The sequence below is a fragment of the Casimicrobium huifangae genome (genome assembly GCF_009746125.1).
In the GTDB taxonomy this organism is placed as follows: domain Bacteria; phylum Pseudomonadota; class Gammaproteobacteria; order Burkholderiales; family Casimicrobiaceae; genus Casimicrobium; species Casimicrobium huifangae.
Genome location: NZ_CP041352.1, coordinates 1393097 through 1416186 on the forward strand (window position 1 = coordinate 1393097; position 23090 = coordinate 1416186).

20 protein-coding genes are annotated in these 23090 nt (G+C 62.4%); 16 read left to right on the forward strand and 4 right to left on the reverse strand.

The annotated features are described in order from the left end of the window. Nucleotides 1–36 precede the first annotated feature (36 nt). Nucleotides 37–1515, reverse strand: a complete 1479-nt coding sequence (locus FKL89_RS06540; protein WP_156861993.1) for a tyrosine-type recombinase/integrase — start codon at nucleotides 1513–1515, stop codon at nucleotides 37–39. A gap of 544 nt (nucleotides 1516–2059) precedes the next feature. On the opposite strand from FKL89_RS06540, the gene FKL89_RS06545 reads away from it, so the two are divergent. Beyond that, complete coding sequence (locus FKL89_RS06545; RefSeq protein WP_156861994.1) at nucleotides 2060–2914, forward strand: restriction endonuclease; 855 nt, start codon at nucleotides 2060–2062, stop codon at nucleotides 2912–2914. A 54-nt stretch (nucleotides 2915–2968) separates the two neighbouring features. Here the strand turns inward: FKL89_RS06545 and FKL89_RS06550 are convergent, their stop codons facing one another. Then, on the reverse strand, nucleotides 2969–4408 hold the full coding sequence (locus FKL89_RS06550) for an aldehyde dehydrogenase family protein (RefSeq protein WP_156861995.1): 1440 nt from the start codon (nucleotides 4406–4408) through the stop codon (nucleotides 2969–2971). Between the two features lie 301 nt (nucleotides 4409–4709). Here FKL89_RS06550 and FKL89_RS06555 point away from each other — a divergent pair, with 301 nt between their 5' ends. From FKL89_RS06555 to FKL89_RS20460, 5 genes are all read left to right on the forward strand, one after another. Then, complete coding sequence (locus tag FKL89_RS06555) at nucleotides 4710–5627, forward strand: DMT family transporter (protein WP_156861996.1); 918 nt, start codon at nucleotides 4710–4712, stop codon at nucleotides 5625–5627. 254 nt (nucleotides 5628–5881) lie between these two features. Next, complete coding sequence (locus tag FKL89_RS06560) at nucleotides 5882–7624, forward strand: acetolactate synthase 3 catalytic subunit (protein ID WP_156861997.1); 1743 nt, start codon at nucleotides 5882–5884, stop codon at nucleotides 7622–7624. 1 nt (nucleotide 7625) lies between these two features. After that, nucleotides 7626–8117, forward strand: a complete 492-nt coding sequence (gene ilvN / locus FKL89_RS06565) for an acetolactate synthase small subunit (protein ID WP_156861998.1) — start codon at nucleotides 7626–7628, stop codon at nucleotides 8115–8117. 152 nt (nucleotides 8118–8269) lie between these two features. Further along, nucleotides 8270–9286 (forward strand): ketol-acid reductoisomerase, encoded by a 1017-nt coding sequence (ilvC, locus tag FKL89_RS06570; protein ID WP_156861999.1) that lies wholly within the window; start codon nucleotides 8270–8272, stop codon nucleotides 9284–9286. 31 nt (nucleotides 9287–9317) lie between these two features. After that, nucleotides 9318–9443 (forward strand): hypothetical protein, encoded by a 126-nt coding sequence (locus tag FKL89_RS20460; RefSeq protein WP_272953734.1) that lies wholly within the window; start codon nucleotides 9318–9320, stop codon nucleotides 9441–9443. Between the two features lie 195 nt (nucleotides 9444–9638). On the opposite strand, the gene FKL89_RS06575 is transcribed toward FKL89_RS20460, so the two are convergent. Then, nucleotides 9639–10706 (reverse strand): porin, encoded by a 1068-nt coding sequence (locus tag FKL89_RS06575; RefSeq protein WP_156862000.1) that lies wholly within the window; start codon nucleotides 10704–10706, stop codon nucleotides 9639–9641. 333 nt (nucleotides 10707–11039) lie between these two features. Next, nucleotides 11040–12071, reverse strand: a complete 1032-nt coding sequence (locus FKL89_RS06580; protein WP_156862001.1) for an NAD(P)H-quinone oxidoreductase — start codon at nucleotides 12069–12071, stop codon at nucleotides 11040–11042. Between the two features lie 102 nt (nucleotides 12072–12173). On the opposite strand from FKL89_RS06580, the gene FKL89_RS06585 reads away from it, so the two are divergent. The 10 genes from FKL89_RS06585 (at nucleotide 12174) to FKL89_RS06630 (ending at nucleotide 23018) form a co-directional block, all read left to right on the forward strand. Then, entirely contained in the window at nucleotides 12174–13115 is a 942-nt protein-coding gene (locus tag FKL89_RS06585) for an ABC transporter permease (protein ID WP_156862002.1), read from the forward strand. Further along, on the forward strand, nucleotides 13115–14002 hold the full coding sequence (locus tag FKL89_RS06590) for an ABC transporter permease (RefSeq protein WP_156862003.1): 888 nt from the start codon (nucleotides 13115–13117) through the stop codon (nucleotides 14000–14002). Before FKL89_RS06585 ends, FKL89_RS06590 begins: the two co-directional genes overlap by 1 nt. Beyond that, complete coding sequence (locus FKL89_RS06595; protein ID WP_156862004.1) at nucleotides 13999–15621, forward strand: ABC transporter ATP-binding protein; 1623 nt, start codon at nucleotides 13999–14001, stop codon at nucleotides 15619–15621. The genes FKL89_RS06590 and FKL89_RS06595 overlap by 4 nt, the downstream gene beginning before the upstream one ends. Before the next feature lie 6 nt (nucleotides 15622–15627). Further along, complete coding sequence (locus tag FKL89_RS06600; RefSeq protein WP_156862005.1) at nucleotides 15628–16302, forward strand: LysE family translocator; 675 nt, start codon at nucleotides 15628–15630, stop codon at nucleotides 16300–16302. Between the two features lie 22 nt (nucleotides 16303–16324). Further along, on the forward strand, nucleotides 16325–17593 hold the full coding sequence (locus FKL89_RS06605) for a YbfB/YjiJ family MFS transporter (RefSeq protein ID WP_156862006.1): 1269 nt from the start codon (nucleotides 16325–16327) through the stop codon (nucleotides 17591–17593). Nucleotides 17594–17652: 59 nt separating this feature from the next. Then, the gene (locus FKL89_RS06610) at nucleotides 17653–17922 is read left to right on the forward strand and encodes a MoaD/ThiS family protein (RefSeq protein ID WP_156862007.1); all 270 of its coding nucleotides are present in this window, start codon (nucleotides 17653–17655) and stop codon (nucleotides 17920–17922) included. A gap of 2 nt (nucleotides 17923–17924) precedes the next feature. Next, nucleotides 17925–19034, forward strand: a complete 1110-nt coding sequence (locus FKL89_RS06615; RefSeq protein ID WP_156862008.1) for a WD40/YVTN/BNR-like repeat-containing protein — start codon at nucleotides 17925–17927, stop codon at nucleotides 19032–19034. Nucleotides 19035–19129: 95 nt separating this feature from the next. After that, a complete protein-coding gene (locus FKL89_RS06620) occupies nucleotides 19130–20752 on the forward strand; it encodes an Eco57I restriction-modification methylase domain-containing protein (RefSeq protein WP_238363513.1) in 1623 nt (540 codons plus the stop codon). A 249-nt stretch (nucleotides 20753–21001) separates the two neighbouring features. Next, entirely contained in the window at nucleotides 21002–22489 is a 1488-nt protein-coding gene (locus FKL89_RS06625) for a M81 family metallopeptidase (RefSeq protein ID WP_156862009.1), read from the forward strand. A gap of 106 nt (nucleotides 22490–22595) precedes the next feature. Then, complete coding sequence (locus tag FKL89_RS06630; RefSeq protein WP_156862010.1) at nucleotides 22596–23018, forward strand: universal stress protein; 423 nt, start codon at nucleotides 22596–22598, stop codon at nucleotides 23016–23018. The last annotated feature ends 72 nt before the right edge of the window (nucleotides 23019–23090 follow it).

Genomic DNA, 23090 nt, shown 5'->3' on the forward strand with positions numbered 1-23090 from the left:
TGCCCTGAATGATCCGCGTCAGGGCTTCGCGGTTTTCTATGCCGTTCTCTTGAATTGCGGCAGCGTGATTACCTGCCCGGTTGTTTCTCCTGACTCGATCCGCTTCAACTCTGCGCCGAGCTTGTCGAATGCGATGACCTGATCCGTCTCGCGGCGGTCATGGATGTAGACACGACTCATGCGATCAAGCAGCTTGTGATTCAGGCACTCGTTGATTACGTCGCTGCTTACGCCGAGCGATGCCATGAGTGACGCGGCCGTTCGCCGTAGATCGTGGGCAGTCCATTTGCCACCCGGCATTGCGAGCGCGTCAGCGGCCTTGCTTCGGTTCTTCATCGGTGGCGCTTCCCGTTGCCGGTCGGAGAGTTGTTTGCCGAAGCTCTTCACGCAGACGGGCTTGTTGCCGGTGCTGTCCGGGAATATCCAGTCGTCGTGCGCCTTCAACTCCGCGAGTGCCTTGAATTTCTCTAGGGCAAAGTCGCTCAGGTGAATGGTGTGCTCGCGCTGGTTCTTGGTGTCAGGGATGAACCATTCGCGCGTCATGAAGTTCACCGTGCCGAATTTCACGTCTTCGGCTTCCGCGACAACCCGCAAAGCTTTGCTGTCGGTCTTGTGGTCAGGCCATACGGCGCCGGTGAGTTCGCCTACCCGCACACCCGTGGCAAGAATGATCCAGATGCCCAATGCGGTACGGGGCGACAGGTTCGCGCTGGCGATCTTTCCCGGCAGCATTGCGATTTCGTCGCGCGAAAGCCTGCGGTCGCGTTCGACATCCTTGCCGCCGACTTTCTCCTTCTTGATCCGTTCAATCGGGCTGACATCGACGACTTCCCGGTCAACCGCGAAGCGAAAGAGTTGCTTGAGGTCGGCAAGCATGACATTTGCCGTCCTTAGCTTTCCGGCGCTTTTGAGTTCGTCGAGGATGGCGAGGATGTCCGAGCGACGGACAAGGGCGAATGGCATGGCCCCGATCTTCGGGAACACGTACCGGGTGAATTGATCGGCGATGAACTGCCCGCCGTCTTTCCTGCCGATCCTTTTGCCGTCCGTGCGCTTACGCGGTTGAAGGTCGGTCGCCCGCCATTGGTCGAAGACTTGACGGAAACTAACCGCCCGGCGTTCTGCCTCCGCCAGTGCCGCGACCTCTGCGCGTTGGGCTGCTGCCTTTTGCTTGCGGGCGAGAGTGGCGTCCATGCCGTCGGCGAACTGGTCCCGAAGTTGCCGCGCGGCCTTTCTGGCATCAGACAGGGAGACTTGAGGGTAAGGGGCGCCGCCTTGCTTGATCGTCACCCATACGCGCTTGCCGGTAACGGGCGACGTTGCCCTGAGATACCAAAACCAGCTACCAGACTTAAACGGGCGAAGGAACAACCCCCCGCCGTCGTGGATGGCTTTGGCTGGCTTTTTCGCGATAGCTGCGACCAGCTCCGGGGACGAAAGCCGCTCCAGCGACCGGTTGCGCGTCACTGGCTGTGCGCCGTCCACTACATCGCCTGTTTCCGTCGAAATGTCCATTGAGATACCTCGCGAGATACCTAATTCTACTGGATGTTTATAGACTAGTGAAGACTCGTATGGACAACGTTGAGATGTTGTAACGGGCTATAAGCCAGTAAATACGGTGGTCTTAGAGAATTTCCCCCTATGAAATTTCCATTTGTTGTATTGGCTACGAACCAAGGGGTCGTGGGTTCAATTCCTGCCAGCCGCGCCACATTACGCAAAAAAGCCAGCCTCGCGCTGGCTTTTTTGTGCCCCGAATCGCCATTAGCTTTTTAGTGAAATGCCCATTAGAAAAGGGCTTGAGCCGAGAAAATGCAGAAAGTCGATTTCCATCGCTTTTGATGCTTTAGCCCTTATTGAATGGGCACTTCAGCGAAAAGCCAATAAGCCAGACCACGCATCGCCATCAAACAGATCCAGGTGACAGTTTCTCGAATTATCATTTGTAAATTCGAGGGAGTATCGGGTGGCCAGAAGAAAGCCAAAGACCAACCGGCAGGCCAGAAAAATCAGGCAGGCGGGCGCCTCGCTGCTGGTACTGGGTGTCACTTGTCTGGTGTTGCCAGCCGCCATGCGCGACAGCGCAATTGGTGCCGCCTTTGCAGGTTTGCCGGCGCTTGGCTGGCCCATTGCGGCGGCCGGTGCCCTTGCGCTGGTGGCCGGGCTCGCGCTGGAGCGTCGTGGACACCGCGCGCCGGTTGCCGTACAGCCAGCTCCGCCGACGGTTTATCTGCGAACTCCAACCAGCAGTGATACCCGGTCGCGCGGGGAGCTCACCGGTGGCGGTAAGGCGAATGCGGCGGCCGTCGCGTCACCTGTGGCCGGGGTCAAACCACCCGCGAGACCCGAGCGCTGGAGCGAAACGGTCTTCGACGTGATCGAGTGGCGTCGCTTTGAAGCAGTGGTCGAGCGGATGTTCCAGCAGGCTGGATTTGTCACCCGCTCGCAATCACATGGCGCCGACGGCGGCGTGGACGTGTGGCTGTACACCCATCAGCACCCCCGGACTCCAGTGGGCGCGGTACAGTGCAAGCATTGGCAAGGCAAGCGAATCGGAGTCGACAAGATACGAGAATTGAAGGGGGTGATGGCTGCACGTGGAATCGAACGAGGGCACTTCGCTGCGACGACGACCTTCACCGACGACGCGATTGCGTTTGCACAAAGCGCGCGAGTGAATCTGCTAGACGTGACACGCCTACTCGACGTCATCGCTAAACGCACTGCTCAACAACAGGCGGAACTTCTGGCAGTAGCACTGGAAGGCGACTACTGGTGCCCCACTTGCGTGAATTGCGGCGTGAAAATGATTTACCGCCAACGTCGCAGTGACGGATCGCCGTTTTGGGGTTGTGCAAACTACCGGACCTGCAAAACCCCGAGAATTCCTATGCGTGTGGCCTCGAAATAATTAAACGGGCTTCGGCAGACTCAGTGTGTGGAGCATGCTGCGCAGCTACCAAACCTAGGTCGCTGCCGGCTTCGGCGCAAACCCCAGCATCGCTTTCACTTCCAGGAACTCGGCAAACGCATGGTCGCCCCATTCGCGGCCGTTGCCCGATTGCTTGTAGCCACCGAACGGCGCCATGAAGTCCGGCGCGGCACCGTTGATGTTGACCTGCCCGGCACGCAGGCGGGCGGCGACCTTGCGCGTTGCGTCCACGTCGGTGCCCGAGACGTAGGCCGCCAACCCATACGGTGTGTCGTTGGCGATCTGCACCGCTTCGTCCACCGTGTCGTAACCGATCATCACCAGCACCGGGCCGAAAATTTCCTCGCGGGCGACCGTCTTGTCGTTGCTGACATTGGCCAGCACCGTGGGCTTCACGTAGTAGCCGGTGGCCAGCCCGTCCGGTTTGCCGGGGCCGCCAGCAACGACCGTCGCGCCTTCCTCGATGCCCTTGTTGATCAGCCCCTGTATCTTGTCCCACTGCCGCTTCGAGATGACCGGGCCGATGGTTGCGCCGCTGTCGGGCGCGCCGACGGTGGTGCCTTCAGCGGCAGCCTTGGCCACAGCGATTGCTTCGTCCATCCGCGCGTTGGGCACCAGCATGCGCGTGGGCGCGTTGCAGGACTGGCCGGAGTTGGTCATCACGCCGCGCACGCCATTGGTAACGGCGCGCTTGATGTCGGCATCGGGCAGGATCAGGTTTGGCGATTTACCGCCCAGCTCCTGATGCACGCGCTTCACCGATGGCGCCGCGTTGCGGGCGACTTCGATCCCGGCACCGGTGGAGCCGGTGAACGACACCATGTCCACACCGGGATGGCTGGATATGGCGGCGCCGACGGTCAGCCCGTCGCCGTTGACCAGATTGAACACCCCCGCCGGTACGCCTGCCGCGTGCAGGATTTCGGTCCAGACCTGCGCCGAGAATGGCGCGATCTCGGAGGGCTTGAGCACCATCGTGCAGCCAGTGGCGAGCGCTGGCGCCACCTTACAGGCAATCTGGTTCACTGGCCAGTTCCACGGCGTGATCAGGCCGCAAACGCCAATCGGCTCCTTGCGGATCAGCGTGCTGCCGCGTTGTTCCTCGAAGTGATAGTGCTTCAGCACCGACAGCGCGGTCTGCAGATGCGCCTGGCCCATCGCGGCCTGCGCCTTCTGCGCCAGTGCGACCGGGGCACCCATCTCGTCGGTGATGGCAGCGGCCATGTCGGCGTAGCGCTTCTGGTATTCGGTGATGATGCGCTCAAGCAGCGCCACGCGCTGATCAACGCTGGTTTGCGAATAGGTCTCGAAAGCCCGCCGCGCCGCCTTTACCGCGCGATCCACGTCTGCTGCAGAACCCAGCGAAATGTGTCCGGCGACCGCCTCGGTGGCCGGGTTGATCACATCAAATGTTTTCGGCGTTACCGGATCGACCCAGGCGCCGTCGATGTAGAACTTGAGGTATTCACGCATTAGGTGCTCCTGTTGGCCGCCAGGCGGTATCGGTGGTTTGGCAATGATTCTAGGAGCGGTCGCAGATCCGCTTTAGGTGGTTTGGTCAGAAGTGGCGTCGACAAGCGATCAATTATTTCCAGCGAAGCAAGCCGTCGAACAGCGAGCCTCCACTCAGGACTTCGGCCGTGAGCCGGACATGGATTACGTCGCGAAGACCTTCCAGCCTTCGACGATCGGTTCGAACAGACAGGCGCAATGCCCAATTGCGATAGCCTCGCAGCGACGACTGCGTTTGTCGTCGCCGCATTGAGTGGTAGCCATGTCCGGTCTTTCGAAATATCAATTCGCGCTTGCGTTGCTGTTCATCGCTCCAGCCTTGTGGTCGGTGAACTATCTGGTGGCGCGCACGGCGCCGGGCCAGGTGGAGCCGCATACGCTGGCGCTGATCCGCTGGCTGCTGGCCAGTTTTCTGTTTGGGCTGGGGCACTGGCGGGCAATCCGGGCAGCGCGCGCCGAAATCCTGCGCGACTGGAGGCACTATCTGGTGCTCGGCGCGCTGGGCGTGTGGATTTGCGGCGCCTGGGTTTACATCGGCGGGCGCACGACGACGGCGACCAACATCGCGCTGATTTACAGCATGGCGCCGGTGCTGATATTTGTGGCGTCAGCATTGTGGCTGAAGGAGCGCGTGACCTGGCTGCAGGCGGTCGGCGTGCTGCTCGCGTTCGCCGGTGTGTTGCACGTAGTGCTCAAGGGGCAGTGGATGCACCTTGCGGACGTCCAGTTCGTGGTGGGCGACCTCTGGATCGTCGGCGCTTCACTGGCGTGGACAGCCTATTCGTTATTGCTGAAGCGCTGGCAGAGCCCGCTGGCGGTGAGCCCGCGACTCGCGGTGATTGCGCTGGCTGGCTGCGTGGTGCTGCTGCCGTTTGCACTGTTTGAGGCGTTGACCGGCGCGCAGGCGATGCCCACCTTGACCGGCTTTGGGCTGAGCGTCGCGGCGGCGCTATTTCCGGGCTACGGCGCCTACCTGGCCTTTTCGGTCATGCAGCGCGAGCTCGGCGCCGCGAAAGTGAGCGTGGTGCAGTACCTGGGGCCGATTTATGCCGCCGTGATTGCCTGGCTGGTGCTTGGCGAGGCCATTGCAATGCACCATGTCGTGGGGCTTGGTCTCATTCTCCCCGGCATTTATCTGGTCAGTCGGCGTTCGCCAGCAAGCGGTCAGCAGGCTGCTTGAGGCCTGGAACGCAGCGGTTTACCGCAACGCAGCAAATTTCCGTATACTTGTTAGTTCGGACACCGTGGCGCTTTGATTTGTCTGTTTTTGCAGCAAGTCGAGGGCACACAGTTGGGGAACCGGCCACAAGCCACAGGTTTTCCCGATTGTGCAGAGCGTGCGCGAGGCCGTGGTTACCCAGTTTTGAATTGCCCTCAGGGGCCCTGCGTCATCACCCAGCGACGCGCGGCATCACCAAACTCTTGAGGAAGAAGATGTCACAGACTCCGAATGCTCACGGTCAACAGACGTTGACGGGCGCAGAAATCGTCGTTCGCTGCCTCGCGGAAGAAAAGGTCGACTTTGTGTTCGGCTATCCCGGCGGCGCCGTGCTCAATATCTACGACGAAATTTTCAAACAGGATTCGTTCAAGCACGTGCTGGTCCGGCATGAGCAGGCGGCCGTACATGCGGCGGATGCGTATTCGCGCTCGTCGCAGCGGATCGGCGTCTGCCTCGTCACCAGCGGCCCCGGCGTGACCAACGCGGTCACCGGCATCGCCACGGCGTACATGGACTCGATCCCGATGGTGATCATCAGCGGCCAGGTGCCGACGCACGCGATCGGTCAGGACGCTTTTCAGGAATGCGACACGGTCGGCATCACCCGCCCCTGTGTGAAGCACAACTTCCTGGTCAAGGACGTCAAGGACCTGGCCTCAACGATGAAGAAGGCCTTCTTCATCGCCTCCACCGGTCGCCCCGGCCCGGTGCTGGTCGACATCCCGAAGGATGTGACCATGAACAGCTGCAAGTTCGAGTACCCGAAAGAAGTGGTCATGCGCAGCTACAACCCCACCGGCAAGGGGCATAGCGGCCAAATCAAGAAGGCCGTGCAGTTGCTGCTCGACGCCAAGCGCCCGATGATCTACGCCGGCGGCGGCGTGGTGCTGAACGATGCCGCGCCGCAGCTGACCAAGCTGGTTCGTCTGCTCGGCGCTCCAGTCACCAATACGCTGATGGGCCTGGGTGGTTTCCCGGCGAGCGACCCGCAATCGCTCGGCATGCCGGGCATGCACGGCACCTACGAAGCCAATCAGGCGATGCAGGACTGCGACGTGCTGCTCGCCGTTGGCGCCCGCTTTGACGACCGCGTGATCGGCAATCCGGGCCACTTCTTCCGCGACGGCCGCAAGATCATCCATATCGACATCGACCCGTCGTCCATCTCCAAGCGCGTCAAGGTTGACGTGCCAATCGTGGGCTACGTCAGGGACGTGCTCGATGAAATGCTGGCGCAACTGCAAGCCACCGACAAGCGGCCCGATGCCGCTGCGCTGAAGACTTGGTGGACCCGCATCAAGGAATGGCAAGGCAAGAACTGCCTGGCGTTCAAGCCGGCGAAGCCCGATGGCAAGATCAAGCCGCAGGCCGTCGTGCAGGCGCTCTGGAAGGCGACGGGCGGCGACGCCATCATCACCAGTGACGTCGGCCAGCACCAGATGTGGGCCGCGCAGTATTACCCGTTCAACAAGCCGCGCCGCTGGATCAATTCTGGCGGACTGGGAACGATGGGCGTGGGCATTCCTTATGCGATGGGCGCGCAACTGGCGAACCCGGACGCGACGGTCGCCTGCATCACCGGCGAGGGCAGCGTGCAGATGTGCATTCAGGAGCTCTCGACCTGCAAGCAGTATCACATCCCGATGAAGATCATCAACCTGAACAACCGCTCGCTCGGCATGGTGCGGCAGTGGCAGGAGTTCTTCTACGGTAACCGTTACGCCGAGAGCTACATGGATGCGCTGCCTGATTTCGTCAAGCTCGCCGAGGCCTATGGCCACGTCGGCATGAAGATCGAGAAGGCGGGTGACGTCGAAGGCGCCCTCAAGGAAGCCATCAAGCTCAAGGACCGTCTGGTGTTCATGGACTTCATCACCGACGAAACCGAGAACGTGTTCCCGATGGTGCCGGGCGGCAAGGGCCTCACCGAAATGATCCTCGCGGAGGAGCTCTAAGATGCGCCACATCCTCTCCATCCTGATCGAGAACGAACCGGGCGCGCTGTCGCGCGTAGTCGGCCTGTTCTCGGCGCGTGGTTACAACATCGACTCGTTGTCGGTATCCACCACCGAAGACACCACGATGAGCCGCATGACCATCGTGACGCATGGCTCCGACGATGTCATCGAGCAGATCACCAAACAGTTGAACAAGCTGATCGAGGTCATCAAGGTAGTCGACCTGACCGACGGCAACCACATCGAGCGCGAGCTGATGCTGGTGAAAGTCCGCGCCGCCGGCAAGGACCGTGACGAAATGAAGCGCATGGCGGACATCTTCCGTGGCCGCATTTTGGACGTCACCGACAAAAGTTACACGGTGGAGCTCACCGGCGACAGCGACAAACTCGACGCATTCATCGCCGCCATCGAGCCAGGCGTGATTCTGGAAACGGTACGCACCGGTGCTTCGGGAATCGGACGTGGCGAACGGATCCTGAAAATTTAGCGCGGCGTTGCCGCTAAGGACGAAAGACGAATGACGAGTGACGAAGACCTTGGTTGCCATGTTTGTGCAGCTTTGCGTCGTTCGTCATTGGTCATTCGTCCTCTTCCGTAACTGATTCCCGATTCATATTTAGCGAAACACAAAGGAAGAACATGAAGGTTTATTACGACAAAGACTGTGACCTGAGCCTGATCAAGGGCAAGAAAGTCACCATCGTGGGTTACGGCTCGCAGGGCCATGCGCATGCGCAGAACCTGAACGACAGTGGTGTCAAGGTCACGGTCGGTGTCCGCAAGGGCGGCCCGAGCTGGGACAAGGTCAAGAAGGCGGGCCTCAAGGTTGCCGAAGTGGCAGAGGCCGTCAAGAGCGCCGATGTGGTGATGGTGCTGCTGCCGGACGAACAGATCGCCTCGGTCTACGTCAATGACATCGAGCCGAACATCAAGAAGGGCGCTTCGCTCGCCTTCGCGCACGGCTTCAACGTGCATTACAACCAGGTTGTGCCGCGCGACGATCTCGACGTATGGATGGTTGCACCGAAGGCGCCGGGACACACCGTGCGCTCGACCTACACGCAGGGCGGTGGCGTGCCGCATCTGGTGGCCGTGCATCAGAACAAGAGCAAGAAGGCCCGTGACCTCGCACTCTCCTACGCTGCGGCCAACGGTGGCGGCAAGGCCGGCATTATCGAGACCAACTTCAAGGAAGAGACCGAAACCGATCTTTTCGGCGAGCAGGCTGTCCTTTGCGGCGGCGCCGTTGAGCTGGTGAAGATGGGCTTTGAAACGCTGGTCGAGGCTGGCTACGCGCCCGAGATGGCCTACTTCGAGTGCCTGCACGAGCTGAAACTGATCGTTGACCTCATGTACGAAGGCGGCATCGCCAACATGAATTACTCGATCTCGAACAACGCCGAGTTCGGTGAGTACGTGACCGGCCCCGAAGTGATCAACGAGCAGTCGCGCGCCGCGATGAAGAATGCGCTCAAGCGCATCCAGAACGGTGACTACGCCAAGATGTTCATCCTCGAAGGGCGCACCGGCTACCCGTCAATGACTGCCCGCCGTCGCAACATGGCCGAGCATGACATCGAAGTGGTGGGCGAGAAGCTGCGTTCGATGATGCCTTGGATCAAAGCGAACAAGTTGGTTGACCGTACGCGTAATTAACCATTGCGTGTCCCCGCCAAGGTAGGGCATCATGGCCGATGCGCAAGTATGCGCACCGGCCTCCGAAGCTAAAAAGCAGCCGCAGGGCTGCTTTTTTTCACGCTTCAAAGTGCCCTGGATCAAAGCGAACAAACTCGTCGACCGCACCCGCAACTAACCGTTGTGTGTCCCGACTACGGTCGGGCATCATGGCCATCGCGCACGGCGCCACTGCGCCGCGCTGCGGCGGGCGCGCTGGCCTTCAAAGCTAAAAAGCAGCCGCAGGGCTGCTTTTTTTATCTCACTGGCCAAGCCTTAGCTCAAAACAGAACGGCGCCCGAAGGCGCCGTTTCTGGTCCGTACCGGTGCTCGATCAGAAGCGGTGACGGATACCCACCGCGAACGAGTTGCCCCGATCATAGTTGGTGATCTTGTCGTTCATGTAGACCACGTAGCCGTCGGTGCGCTTGGAGAAGTTGTAGTCGTAGCCCAGCGAGAAGGTGTCGCGCTTGCTGCCGTTGCGGGCGCTGGTGGGCGTCGTCGTCCACTTGGTGTCGGCATAACCTGCCAGCACCTTGCCGGGGCCAACAGCCATGTCGGCGCTCAGGCTCCAGGTCTTGCTCTCTGCGTTGCCAGCGGCGCCAGCGTAGTTGTCGTTGGTCGCCTTCTCATAGTTGGCGTAGAGGTTGACCGGACCGACGGCCGCTTTGCCAGCCAGCATCCAGGCCTTCTGCTGCGAGAAGCCAACGTTGACCGAGCCCACCGTACCGGCGTTCGGGTTGTTGGTGCGAACGTTGTGCACGAAACCGCCCAACGCGAACGGGCCGCGGAAGTACAGGAAGTTGGCGCCGACGTTGCGGTTGCTGCTATTGCCGGCGACTTCGCCGAACTGGTAATGCAGGTTTGCCGTGAAACCACCAAAATTCGGCGTGGTGTAGCGAACCTGATTGCTCCAGCCGGTGTCACCGGCATTGACTGCTGCCCAGCCGGTGCCGTTGAACAGAGGCACGTTGGCGTGCAGCACGATCGGCGAGAACGAGAACGAATCACCGAAGGCATTGAAGATGACGGTGGGCAGGAAGTTCGGCGCCAGATCGCGACCGAAGTGCACGGTGCCGAAGTTGCCGGTCAGGCCGATCCAGGCGTCGCGGCTGAAGGTGTTCTCGTTGCCGTTGAAGCGGCCAAACGCACCATTGTCGCCCCGGAAAAAGCCGTCGATCTTGAACTCGGCCTTGAGGCCGCCGCCCAGATCCTCGGTGCCGCTCATGCCCCACCACGAGGTGGTCATGCCGCCTGAATTGACGACGCCGGTGCGCTTGTCGCCCGAATACTGCAGCGAGCCGGCGTAGGCATCAATCAGCCCCGACAGCACGACGTTCTGCGCAAATGCGCCGGTGGAAAGCACTGCGGCAACGGCGGCAGCAACGATTGTTTTTTTCATGGCTCAACCCTCTGGAGTATCGGTGTGGTGGAAGGACACAACTGCCTACGATTTAAGCACCGCTGAACCCGCAAATCGCTGACTGCCGTGCGCATAAGGGGCATAAGCGCGAGTAATGTTGCATTGCGGCAACATATTGATTTTGCACCGAAATTTGCCGCCAACGCACCATTGCAGCGCGTCAGACATGTGCGCAGCCGAAAGATTGAAACTGGTTCTTCTTTTTCACGGAACTCAACGCTGATGAGGGCTAAGCGCCGTTTTTTTAGCAAGTCGATTTCGGCCCCAATCGCGACCGACGCCCCATTCAGACGTCATTCCAGCCGAAAGTCGCTAGGCCTGCATGACCAGTACGATCTTCCCTAAATGGGTGCCGGATTCCATCATTTGGTGCGCTTGCACGACGGCCGACAGCGCGAATTTGGCGTGAATGTGCGGGCGTAGTGCGTCCGGGTTGGCAGTGAAACGCGGCCAGACGTCTCGCGCGAGTGCCGCGGCGATGGCGGCCTTGGCTTGCTTGGGCCGTGCACGCAGCGTTGAGCCCGTCCAGGTGAGCCGACGCAACATCAGCTCCTGCATGTTCAGCTCGGCTTTGGCGCCATGCTGAAAGGCGATCTGCGCGATGCGGCCGTCGGTGGCACAGGCGGCGAGGTTTTGCTGAAAGTAAGGCGCGCCAACCATGTCGAGCACCACGTCGGCGCCGTGTCCGTCGGTCGCGGCGCGGGTTTCAGCAACGAAATCCTGCGCTTTGTAGTTGATGCCAACGTGGGCGCCGAGCGCAAGGGCGTAGTCGATCTTGCTCTGATCACCGCAGGTGACGATGACCTTGCCGGCGCCGAAGGCGCGTGCCAGCTGGATCGCCGTGGAGCCGATGCCGCTGGAGCCGCCGTGAATGAGGATCGTTTCACCTGCCTGCAGGCGCGCGCGGTCGAACACGTTGGCCCAGACGGTGAAAAACGTCTCAGGCAACGCGGCCGCTTCGACCACCGACAACCCGTGCGGGATCGGCAGGCAATGCGCGACTGGCGTCTTGCAGTATTCGGCATAGCCACCACCGGGCGTCAATGCGCAGACGGTGTCGCCCACATGCCAACCAGTCACTGCGGCGCCGACGGCAACGATTTCGCCCGCCACCTCCAGTCCCATCACCGGCGACGCATCGGCGGGCGGCGGGTACTTTCCGGAGCGCTGCAATACATCCGGCCGGTTGATGCCGGCGGCAGCGACGCGAATCAGCACCTCGTCGTCGGCGGGCACCGGCAGCGGCCCCTGCGCGATTTGCATGCAGGTGGGTGCGCCGCCGCTGCCGTGGTCGACATAGTGCATGGTGGCAGGCAGGGCGGGGGCGGCGGTCGGTGCAGTCATGGCAGGCGCCTGGTGTTGGCGATGTGGAGCGAGGCTCGCATTTTCGGACAAAACAAATCTTCGCGTCAGGTGTGCCGGCGAGTTCGGCTATTGTTGACCGCTATGGGGGCATTTCTCGTCAAGCGCATCCTTGCCACGATTCCGGTGCTGGTGATCGTGGCGGTCATCGTTTTCACGTTGATCCGGCTGGTGCCCGGCGACCCGGCCGCAGTGATTGCCGGCAACATGGCGACCAACGAGGACATCGCGCGCATCCGCACCGAACTCGGACTTGACCGTGGCTTTTTCACCCAGTTCCTGCTGTGGGCGAAGGGGCTGGTCAGTGGCGACCTCGGGCAGTCGTTCTTCTTCAAGAAGGAAGTGACTGCGCTGATCGCCGAACGGCTGGAGCCGACGCTCTCGCTCGCCTTCCTCACCATCGTGCTGACGGTGCTGGTAGCGGTGCCGCTTGGCACGCTGGCGGCATGGCGCCACGGCGGCTGGCTGGATCGCGCGCTGATGGGGTTCTCGGTGCTGGGCTTTTCGATTCCGGTGTTTGTGCTCGGTTACCTGTTGGTCTACTTCTTTGCGCTGAAGCTCGACTGGTTTCCGGTGCAGGGCTATCGGCCACTGCGCGAAGGGCTGTGGCCGTGGCTGCACCAGTTGCTGCTGCCGGCGATCACGCTGTCGATTGTCTATGTGGCGCTGATCGCCCGCGTCACTCGCGCCAGCGTCGCTGAAGCACTGACGGAGGACTACGTGCGCACCGCCCGCGCCAAGGGGCTGCCCGAGGCGCGCGTGCTGGTGCGCCATGCGCTGGCCAATGCGGCGGTACCCATCGTCACCGTAATCGGTATCGGCATCGCGCTGCTGATCGGTGGTGTGGTGGTGACTGAAAGCGTGTACTCGATTCCCGGCCTCGGCACGCTCACGGTCGATGCCGTGCTGGCGCGCGACTTTCCGGTCATCCAGGGAGTGATCCTGTTCTTTGCGTTTCTGTACGTGATGGTCAATCTGCTGGTGGATCTGTCGTACCTGTTCCTTGATCCGAGGATTCGCTACTGATGAAGAACGCGACGATTCAACGCGTGCTTCGTAATGGCGCCGTGCGCTTCGGTGCCATCGTGCTCGCCGTGCTGGTGACGTTGGCGGCGCTGGCGCCGGTGCTCGGAACCGTAGACCCGGCGTGGCTGGATGCCGTCAACATGAACCAGCCCCCGATGACGAAGGCTGACTGGACCGGGCCGGACAATCAGACCGCACCGCGAACGCTCTTGATGGGTACCGACAGTTTCGGCCGCGACATCTACAGCCGGGTGCTCTATGGCACGCGCATTTCCCTCGTGGTGGGCGTCGCTGTCGCGGTGGTGGCGTTGCTCATTGGTACTTTCTTCGGTCTGATGGCGGGCTATTTCCGCCGCGTCGACGCGGTGCTGATGCGGGTGATGGATGGCCTGATGGCGATCCCGGGCATCCTGCTCGCGATTGCGCTGGTCGCGGCGTGGGGGGCGCAGCTATCCACCGTGATCATCGCCATCGCGGTGCCGGAGATTCCGCGCGTAACGCGGCTGGTGCGTTCGCTGGTGCTCTCCATCCGCGAGGAGCCCTATATCGAAGCCGCGATTTCGATCGGCACACCGACCTGGAAAATCCTGCTGCGCCATGTGCTGCCAAATTCGATTGCACCGATGGTGGTGCAGGGCACCTACGTTTGCGCGTCCGCCATTCTGCTGGAGGCTATCCTGTCGTTCCTCGGGCTTGGCTTGCCCAGCGAGATTCCGACCTGGGGCAACATCATGGCCGAGGCGCGCGTGGTGTTCTCCAGCGCGCCACACAACATGTGGTTCCCCGGCATCTTCCTCGCGTTCACCGTGCTCGCTGTGAACCTGCTCGGCGATGGCCTGCGCGACACGCTTGACCCGAAGTTCAACAAGCGGGGGGCGCAGCGATGAGCGATCCGCGCCCCGCGGTCCTTTCCGTCCGCGATCTCGCGGTCGCCCTGCCACCGGGCGCCGACCGTGAACTGGCCGTGGAGCACATCAGCTTCGATGTCGGTGCCGGAGAGATCGTTTGTCTGCTCGGCGAATCAGGCTCCGGCAAATCGGTGATCTCGTTCGCGGTGATGGGGTTGCTGCCAGACAACGTGCATGTCAGCGCGGGCGAGATTCGCCTGGGCGATACCAATCTGCTGGCCTTGACTCCGGCGCAGCTGCGCGAGTTGCGCGGCGACGAAATCGCCATGATCTTCCAGGAGCCGATGACGGCGCTGAACCCGGTGATGACCTGTGGTGCCCAGCTGGACGAATTGCTGGCCGAACATACGTCGCTGAGCGCCGCCGAGCGGCGCAGCAAAACGCTCGCCATGTTCGAGGCCGTGAAACTGCCGGAGCCGGAGCGCATTTTCGCCAGCTTTCCGCACCAGCTCTCGGGCGGGCAGCGGCAGCGCATCATGATCGCGATGGCGCTGATTCTGGAGCCCAAACTGCTGATCGCCGACGAGCCCACGACGGCGCTCGACGTGACCACCCAGGCCGAAGTGCTTGCGCTGATCAAGACACTGCAGCAGGAACGCGGCACGGCGGTGTTGTTCATCACGCATGACATGGGTGTGGTGGCAGAAATTGCCGACCGCGTGGTGGTTTTGCAGCAGGGCAAGCAGGTGGAAGCAGGCCCCAAGCATGATGTGCTGCAGTCGCCGCAGGAGGACTACACGCGCATGCTGATCGCTGCAGTGCCGCCGATTGACCCGCCGGTGTTGCATCACCATTTCGCCGATGCCCCCGCGCTTTCGGTGCACAAACTCTGCAAGACCTATTCAAGTGGCGGCTGGCTGCAAAAGCGTCGCGAGACCCGCGCAGCGACGCTGGTCAGCTTTGATGTGCGGCCCGGTGAGACGGTCGGCATCGTGGGCGAATCGGGGTCCGGCAAAAGCACGGTGGCGCGCTGTATCACCCGGCTGATTGATCCCAGTCAGGGCGAAGTGCACTTGCGTGACGTCGAACTGCACGCCGGCTCACACGAAGCACTCAAGGCGGCGCGCAAGCGCATCCAGATTGTGTTCCAGGATCCGTATCGTTCGCTTGACCCGCGTCAGCGCGTAGGCGAGGCCATCATCGAAGGACCGGTCAATTTTGGCGTGCCGCGCGAGCAGGCGATGGCGCGGGCGCGCGAGCTGATGACCTTGGTGCGCCTGTCGCCAGACGTATTGTCGCGCTACCCCAACGAATTCTCCGGTGGCCAGCGGCAACGCATCAGCATTGCGCGCGCGCTGGCGCTTGACCCGGAAGTGCTGATCTGCGACGAGGCCGTGTCGGCGCTCGACGTCTCAGTGCAGGCGCAGGTGTTGAAGCTGCTGGAAGAAATCCAGAGCAAACTGAATCTCGCGATTCTCTTCATTACCCACGATCTGCGCGTCGCCGCGCAAATCTGCGATCGTGTGCTGGTGATGCAGTCGGGTATCGTAGTTGAAGAAGGCCTAACCCGGGACGTGTTCCTCGCGCCGAAGCACGACTACACCCGGCGCCTGCTCGCCAGTGCGCCAGGGCGCGAGTTCCGCTTCGCGGCGGCGTAGAACGCAATGGCAGCGACTCTCACCACGCTGGCGCTGCTCTATCTGGCTGCGCTGATCATCCCCGGCCCCAATCTGTTGTTGCTGACGCATACCGCTGCGTCTGCCTCTCGTCGCGCGGCACTGGGCGTTGCGCTGGGCATTTCCACGGGTACCGTGATGTGGGTGGCGGTGGCCGTGTTCGGTGTGCAGCAAATTTTCGAAGCGGCTCCGGCGCTGCAGACCGCGCTGCGCGCCGTCGGCGGTGTCTACCTGCTGTATCTGGCGTGGGGGCTGTTTGGCTCGATTCGCCAACGCGACCAGGGTAGCCCGGCTGATCGCAGCAGGGATCGCGATGATCGTCAGGCGGCGACCGATGAGGCCGCCACGCCCCCGGCTGCGAGCAGCCGGGCGACGTTCTACCGCCGGGGTCTATTGACCAATCTCACCAATCCGAAGTCAATGGCCTTCTGGACCAGCGTCGCCGTCGTCAGCCTTGATCCGCAGGCGACACTGGCGACTCGACTGGCGGCGGTAGCAATGGTTGGCTGCATGGGTCTGGTCTATCACCTGAGCCTCGCCTGGCTGTTCTCGACAGCACCGGCGCAGCAAGCCTACCTGCGCGCCAAACCGGTGTTGTCCGCCATCACCGGCGCGATCATGACAGCGTTTGGTGTGCGCCTGTTGTGGAGTCTGCGCGGCTGACACGGTCGGCCGCGCGAAATGGATGGAGCCCCGGCAGGCATCGCCGCTAACGCTGGCGATATTGCTTTCACTCGCCGCTGCGGTATCACTGGGTATCACCCGCTTTGCGTACGGGTTGCTGCTGCCGCCGATGCGTGCCGATCTCGGGTGGACGTACACGCTGGCGGGCAGCATGAACACCGCCAATGCCTTCGGCTACTTTGTCGGTGCGTTATGCACTCCCGCCTTGATGCGCCGCTGGGATGCGGCACGCGTGCTGCTGGTGGGTGCTTCTCTTGCCAGTTTTTTCATGGGCGCCAGCGGTTTTTTCACCGACAGCACGATGCTGTTGACGCAGCGCGCGCTGGCAGGCGCGGCAAGCGCGCTGGTGTTCGTTAGCGGTGGTGTGCTCGCCGCGAAGCTGGCGGTGCGGGCCAGCAGTGCCGGGCAGACGCAGCAGAGCGGGCTGGTGCTCGGTATCTACTACGGCGGCTCCGGCTTCGGCATTCTGCTTTCGGCGCTGGTGGTACCAGTGCTGCTCGCCGGTGCGGCACCGGGCGAACGCTGGCATGGCTACGCCCCCTGGGCGTGGGCGTGGTGGGTGCTTGCGATCTTGTGCGCATTGGCCACGCTCGCACTGGTGCGACCGGTATCTGCTTTGCGCTCGCTCGTCGCACAGGGCAGCACCGTGGCGCGCCATGGGCGAGGTTTTCGCTACCGTGACCTCACGTTTGGGCTTGCAGGTTACGGGTGCTTTGGCGTTGGCTATATCGGCTACATGACGTTTGTGATTGCGCTGCTGCGCGAGCAGGGTGCCAGCACCGTGGCGGTAACCGTGTTCTACAGCCTGCTCGGCGTCGCTTGCATGGCGTCGTCGCGCATCTGGGCTGGTCTGCTTGATCGGCATCGCAGCGGCCGTGCACTGGCGACGCTGAACGCGTTGCTGGCGGCGGCCTGTGTGCTGCCCGCGTTGTCGTCGGAGTGGCCGGTGCTGCTGCTGTCAGGGGTCGTGTTTGGCGGGGTGTTCTTGTCGGTCGTCGCCTCGACCACGGCGCTGGTGCGACACAACCTCGCACCGGTCGATTGGCCAGAGGGTATTGCCGCGTTCACCACCGTGTTTGCTGCGGGGCAGATCGTTGGGCCGGTTGTTGTTGGCTGGATTGTGGACGCATTCGCTTCGTCGTCACCAACCTTGAGCGCATCTGCCGACCATGCCGCCGCGTTGTCACGCGGACTGGTGTTCTCGGCCATCGCGCTGGCGCTTGGCGCGCTGCTCGCCAGCCGGCAACGTGCGTTGTCAGCTGCGATGTAGCTGATGCGGAAACCGGCGCAAGCTTGCCCGCGCAACCGGCGGTCGCTAGACTGCGCAACATGCCGCTCGTCACCTTTGCGCCACAACTGCAGCGCCACGTTCCCTGCCCACCACAACAAGTGCCGGCGGGTTCGCTGGATACGGTTCTGCGGACGGCGTTTATGGCTGCGCCGATGATCGAGCGCTACGTACTGGATGAGCAGGGCGCGGTGCGCAAGCATGTCGCCGTGTTCGTGAACAACGAGATGATTGCAAAGCGAAATGACTTGTCACAACCGTTGACCGATAGCGACGCGGTCTGGGTAATTCAGGCCTTGAGTGGGGGATGACTATGGCGACCTTGTTGCTGGCTACACGCAAGGGTGTTTTCGTTGTTGAGCGCTCCCCAGTCAGCGGCTGGACGGTGATCGGGCATCACTTTCAGGGCGACGCCGTCACCCGCGTGTTCGCCGATCCGCGCGACGGGGCCTGGTATGCCGCATTGCGCCACGGCCACTACGGGGTCAAGCTGCAGAAAAGCCTGGACCGCGGTGCAAGCTGGACCGAAATTCCGGCGCCTGCCTTCCCCAGGAAACCTGAGCATGGTCCGTGGGCGAACGACGAAACGCCCTGGACGGTTGAGCTGGTTTGGGCGCTGGCGCCGGGCGCAGCCAATGAACCGGGCGTGTTGTGGGCCGGCTGCATGCCAGCCGCTGTGTTCCGATCGGGAGACGGCGGTGCCAGTTGGCAGCTTTGCGAGAGTTTCTGGCTGGACGAGCGGCGCCGCGCGTGGATGGGTGGCGGCAATGATTATCCGGGCATGCACTCGGTGTGTGTTGACCCGCGCGACAGCCGCCATGTCACCGTCGCGATTTCCTGCGGTGGCGTGTGGACCACGCATGATGCCGGTGCGAAGTGGGAACTGATCGGCAAGGGGCTGGAGGCACCCTACACGCCGCCTGACCTGGCCTTCGATCCGAATGTGCAGGATGTGCACAGCATCTCCGCGTGTGCCGCAGAACCCGACGTGATTTGGGCGCAACACCATTGCGGCGTCTATCGCAGCGTGGATGGTGGTGTGAACTTCACACGCCTGCCCGCGCCCATGCCGGGTGACTTCGGCTTTGTGATTGTTGCCGACCCGGCAAACCCGCTGCGCGCCTGGGTGGTGCCGGCAGTTTCGGACGCGAACCGCTACGCCATTGATGGTGCGATGTGTGTCTGCCGCACCGACGATGGCGGCCAGACCTGGCAGCAGTTCCGCTCCGGATTGCCGCAACACCACGCCTACCATCTGGTGTATCGCCACGGACTCGCACTGGCGCCCGCGACGGGCGGCGAGCGAACGCTGGCAATGGCGAGTACCACCGGCGGCGTATGGATCAGTGATGACACCGGGGAGGCGTGGTCAACGCTTGACGCATCGCTGCCACCGGTTGCTGCCGTGACGTGGAGCGTGTAGTCGCGGGCGCGTTGCACGCGCCCGGCGCGCATGCGACGGGGTCGCCTGACGACTCTGATTCGAGAACCACCATCGGATTGCGGCACGCAACACCGTTGGCAATTGCGACTGATTGGCGGGCTGCGGCAACGCTGACGGGTATCACCGATGAAGCCGCACTTGCAGGTCTGTGTGCCGCACTGCTGCCGTCCGCCACGGTCGTATCAGCCAGGGAAAGAGCGCTGCTCGCTGCGATATCGTCACAGCCTGTCGCGACGACCGCCATTGATCGCACAATATCGGCGATACAACAAGGCACCGATCCACTCGGTGAGTGCTTGCTGGCACTGCGTCCTGCCGCGCAGCGCCGGGCTGATGGCGCCGTCTACACCCCTGCAACGATCCTCGCACCGATGATCGCGTGGCTGCGCACGCAGGGTAAGCCGGTTCGCGTGGTCGACCCTGGTGCTGGGTCAGGCCGGTTCATTCTCGCCGCTGGTGCTGCGTTCGATAACGCGCAATTGATTGCGGTCGAAACTGACCCCTTGGCGGCGCTGGTGCTGCGCACCAACCTGCATCTGCGCGGCATGACAACGCGCAGTCAAGTCCTGGTCGACGACTACCGGCGGATCAAACTGCCAAAGATCGCGGGTATGACCGCGTTCGTGGGCAACCCACCCTATGTGCGTCACCATCACATCGGCGCGCGCTGGAAGCGCTGGTACACCCGCAACTTCAAGACGCTCGGTATTCACGCGAGTGCAATGGCAGGGTTGCATCTGCATTTCTTCCTGAAGACCGCTCTGTTGGCCAGCGCCAACGACGTTGGTACGTTTGTCACGTCGGCTGAGTGGCTGGACGTGAACTATGGCGCTGCGCTGCGCAAGCTGTTGACGCAGCATCTGGGCGTGGTCGGGCTGCATGTGCTCGCGCCGGCTGTCGAGGGCTTCTCCGGTACGGCTACCACCACGGCCATCAGCTGCTTCCGGGGGGCCGCGCCGCAGACGTCCGTTCGCGTCCGCGCGGTGAATAGTCTGACCGAACTGGCGGCTCTGGATTCCGGCGCCGTCGTCCTGCCAGCGCAGCTCGACGCCGCAACACGCTGGTCCTCTGTCATTTATCCAGTGCAAGCACGCGACAGCGACACCGTGCCGCTTGGCGAGCTGTTTCGCGTGCTGCGCGGACAGGTGACCGGCGCCAACCGCGTCTGGGTATTCGGCGACGATCGTCCATCCCTACCGGACAGCGTCCTGATCCCCACGATTACGCGCGCGCAGGATCTCATTCGGGTGGCGGACCGGCTGGAGTCCACCGCCAGCCTGCGTCGCGTCGTTGATCTTGCTCCCGACCTCGATTGCTATGTCGGCGACGAGCGGGAGCAAATTGATGCCTATTTGACGTGGGCCAGACGCCATCGTGCCGACCAGGGTTACATCGCGCGGCATCGGCGCGCGTGGTGGTCGGTTGGCCTGCGGGAACCGGCGCCGATCTTGTGCACCTACATGGCCCGTCGAGCGCCGCAATTTACGCTGAATGTTGGCGAGGCCCGGCACATCAACGTGGCGCACGGGCTGTATCCGCGCCAGCCGATGAGTGAACGCCAACTGGCCGCCATCGTCGAATGGCTCAATCGCAACGTTGAGGTGGGCAGCGGCCGCACGTACGCCTGGGGACTGATCAAGTTTGAGCCGAAAGAGGTACAGCAATTGCGCATCCCGGCTCACCTCGCATCCGGATAGCTGCTAAGGAAAGGCTGAACAAGTCTCCGCGAAGCTGCGCGCGGCGGATTGGGATGGATGGCGAGGCGCAAAACGCAGTCGTAGCGGGGCTACGACGAGGCTTTGCAACGAAGCCAGCCGCCCAAGTCCGGCGATGCGCGGCTCGTGAGGGACTTGTTCAGCGTTTCCCTAACTCCGGTACCGGGCGCCGTTGCGATGGCTCGGCCTGTCTACACTCACTGAATCATTCCCATCAAGAGGCACTGCGTCATGCGCATCGCAATCGGCGGCTTCCAGCACGAAACCAATACCTTTGCGCCATCGCGTGCGACCTACGAGCGCTTTGTGCAGGGCGGCGGCTGGCCGCCAGTGTCGATTGGCGACGAGATCTTCGAGCGCTTCCAGAACCAGAACATCCCGATCTCGGGCTTCATGAAGGAGATCGGCGCGGCGCATACGCTGATCCCGACTGCATGGGCCGCCGCCAGCCCGAGTGCGCAGGTGACCGATGACGCCTTCGAGCGCATCGCGGGCGCGATCTGCGACGGCATCCGCAAGGCCAACGCTGACATGGTCTACCTCGACCTGCACGGCGCTATGGTGACTGATTCGCACGCCGATGGCGAAGGCGAGCTGCTGCGTCGCGTGCGCGCGATCGTTGGCCCCAAAGTGCCGGTCGCAGTGAGCCTGGATCTGCACTCGAACACCACGCCGGCGATGTTCGCCAACAGCGAATTGCTGGTGGCCTATCGCACCTATCCGCATATCGACATGGCGGAAACCGGTGCCCGTGCGGCGTTCTACCTGAAGCAGCGCATCGGTGGCATGGCGGCGCCCAAGGTGGCGTGGCGGGTGTTGCCCTACCTCATTCCGATTACTGCGCAATGCACCGACCTGTTCCCCGGCAACGACATCTACACGCTGGTTGGCCAACTTGAATCAAACGACGTGCCGAGCGCGTCGTTCACGCCCGGCTTTCCGGCTGCGGACTTCGACGGCTGTGCGCCCGTGGTGTGGGCCTATGGCGTGAATGACGCTGCAGCGGCAGACGCCGCAAGCAAGCTTGAGCGACGGGTGCTGGCGGCGGAGGGTGAGTGGGACGCCCGCGTGCTCAGTGCGGTCGAAGCGGTACGCGAGGCACAGCTGATCGCCAGCACAGCGCGCAAGCCGGTAGTGATTGCCGACACCCAGGACAACCCCGGTGCGGGTGGCGACAGTGACACCATGGGCATGGTGCGTGCGCTGCTCGAATGCCGTGCCGAACGCGCGGCGACCGGGTTGATCGTGGATGGCGCGGCAGCGAAAGCGGCGCATGAAGTTGGCGTGGGCAAAACGCTCAACTTTGCGCTCGGTGGCAAGAGCCGCATTCCCGGCGATTCGCCGCTGGAACTGCCGTGGACGGTGGAAGCGCTGCACGAAGGCAACTTCGCCGCGACCGGGCCGTTCTATCGCGGCATGAAGATGCGCCTCGGGCCGTCGGCCTGCCTGCGCTATCAGGGCGTGCGCATCGTCGTTGCCACCTACAAGACGCAACTGGCCGATCAGGCAATGTATCGCTACGTGGGTATCGAGCCGACCGAGCAGGCGATTCTGGTCAACAAAAGCTCAGTGCACTTCCGCGCCGACTTCACGCCGATTGCGGAGAAGATTCTGGTGGCCAAGGCGCCCGGCCCGATGGCAGCAGACCCGGCCGATTTGCCGTGGCGGCACTTGCCGCGTGGCATTCGTCTGCATCCATTCGGCAAGCCGTTTGCGTGATGTCTGTTGTGTTGGCCGACGTTTGACCGCGGTCATGCAGGGCGACAGCGATCCTGCTTAGACTTACGATTCCGAACTGTTTTTGTTTTTTGCCCGGAGGATTGCCATGAAAGTTCTGCTCGCCGTTGACGGTAGTGACGACACCAAGAAGATGCTCGCCTATCTCGCCACGCATGAGGACTTGCTTGGCAAGGCGCCACAATATGTGGTGCTCAACGTGCAGATGGCCATTCCGGCGCGCGCAGCAAAGGCAGTTGGCAAGGATACGGTGCAGGAGTACCACCAGGCAGAAGCCGATGCCGTGCTCGGGCCGGTGTGCAAGTTCCTTGATCGCCATGAAGCCAAGTACACGTCGAGCTTTCGCGTCGGTCACGCCGCCGAAGAGATTCTGCGCGCGGCAAAGAAAGCCAAAGTCGATCTGATTGTGATGGGTTCGCGCGGCCGCGGTGGCATTGGCTCGCTGCTGCTGGGCTCAGTGGCACAGTCGGTGCTCGCGGCCAGCGATTGCCCGGTGATGGTGGTGCGCTGAGGACACGGCGCGCCGCCGCGCAGACTGGCGGTTGATGCGGTCAAGGCGTCTGTAGTTCGAAGCGCCTGCGAC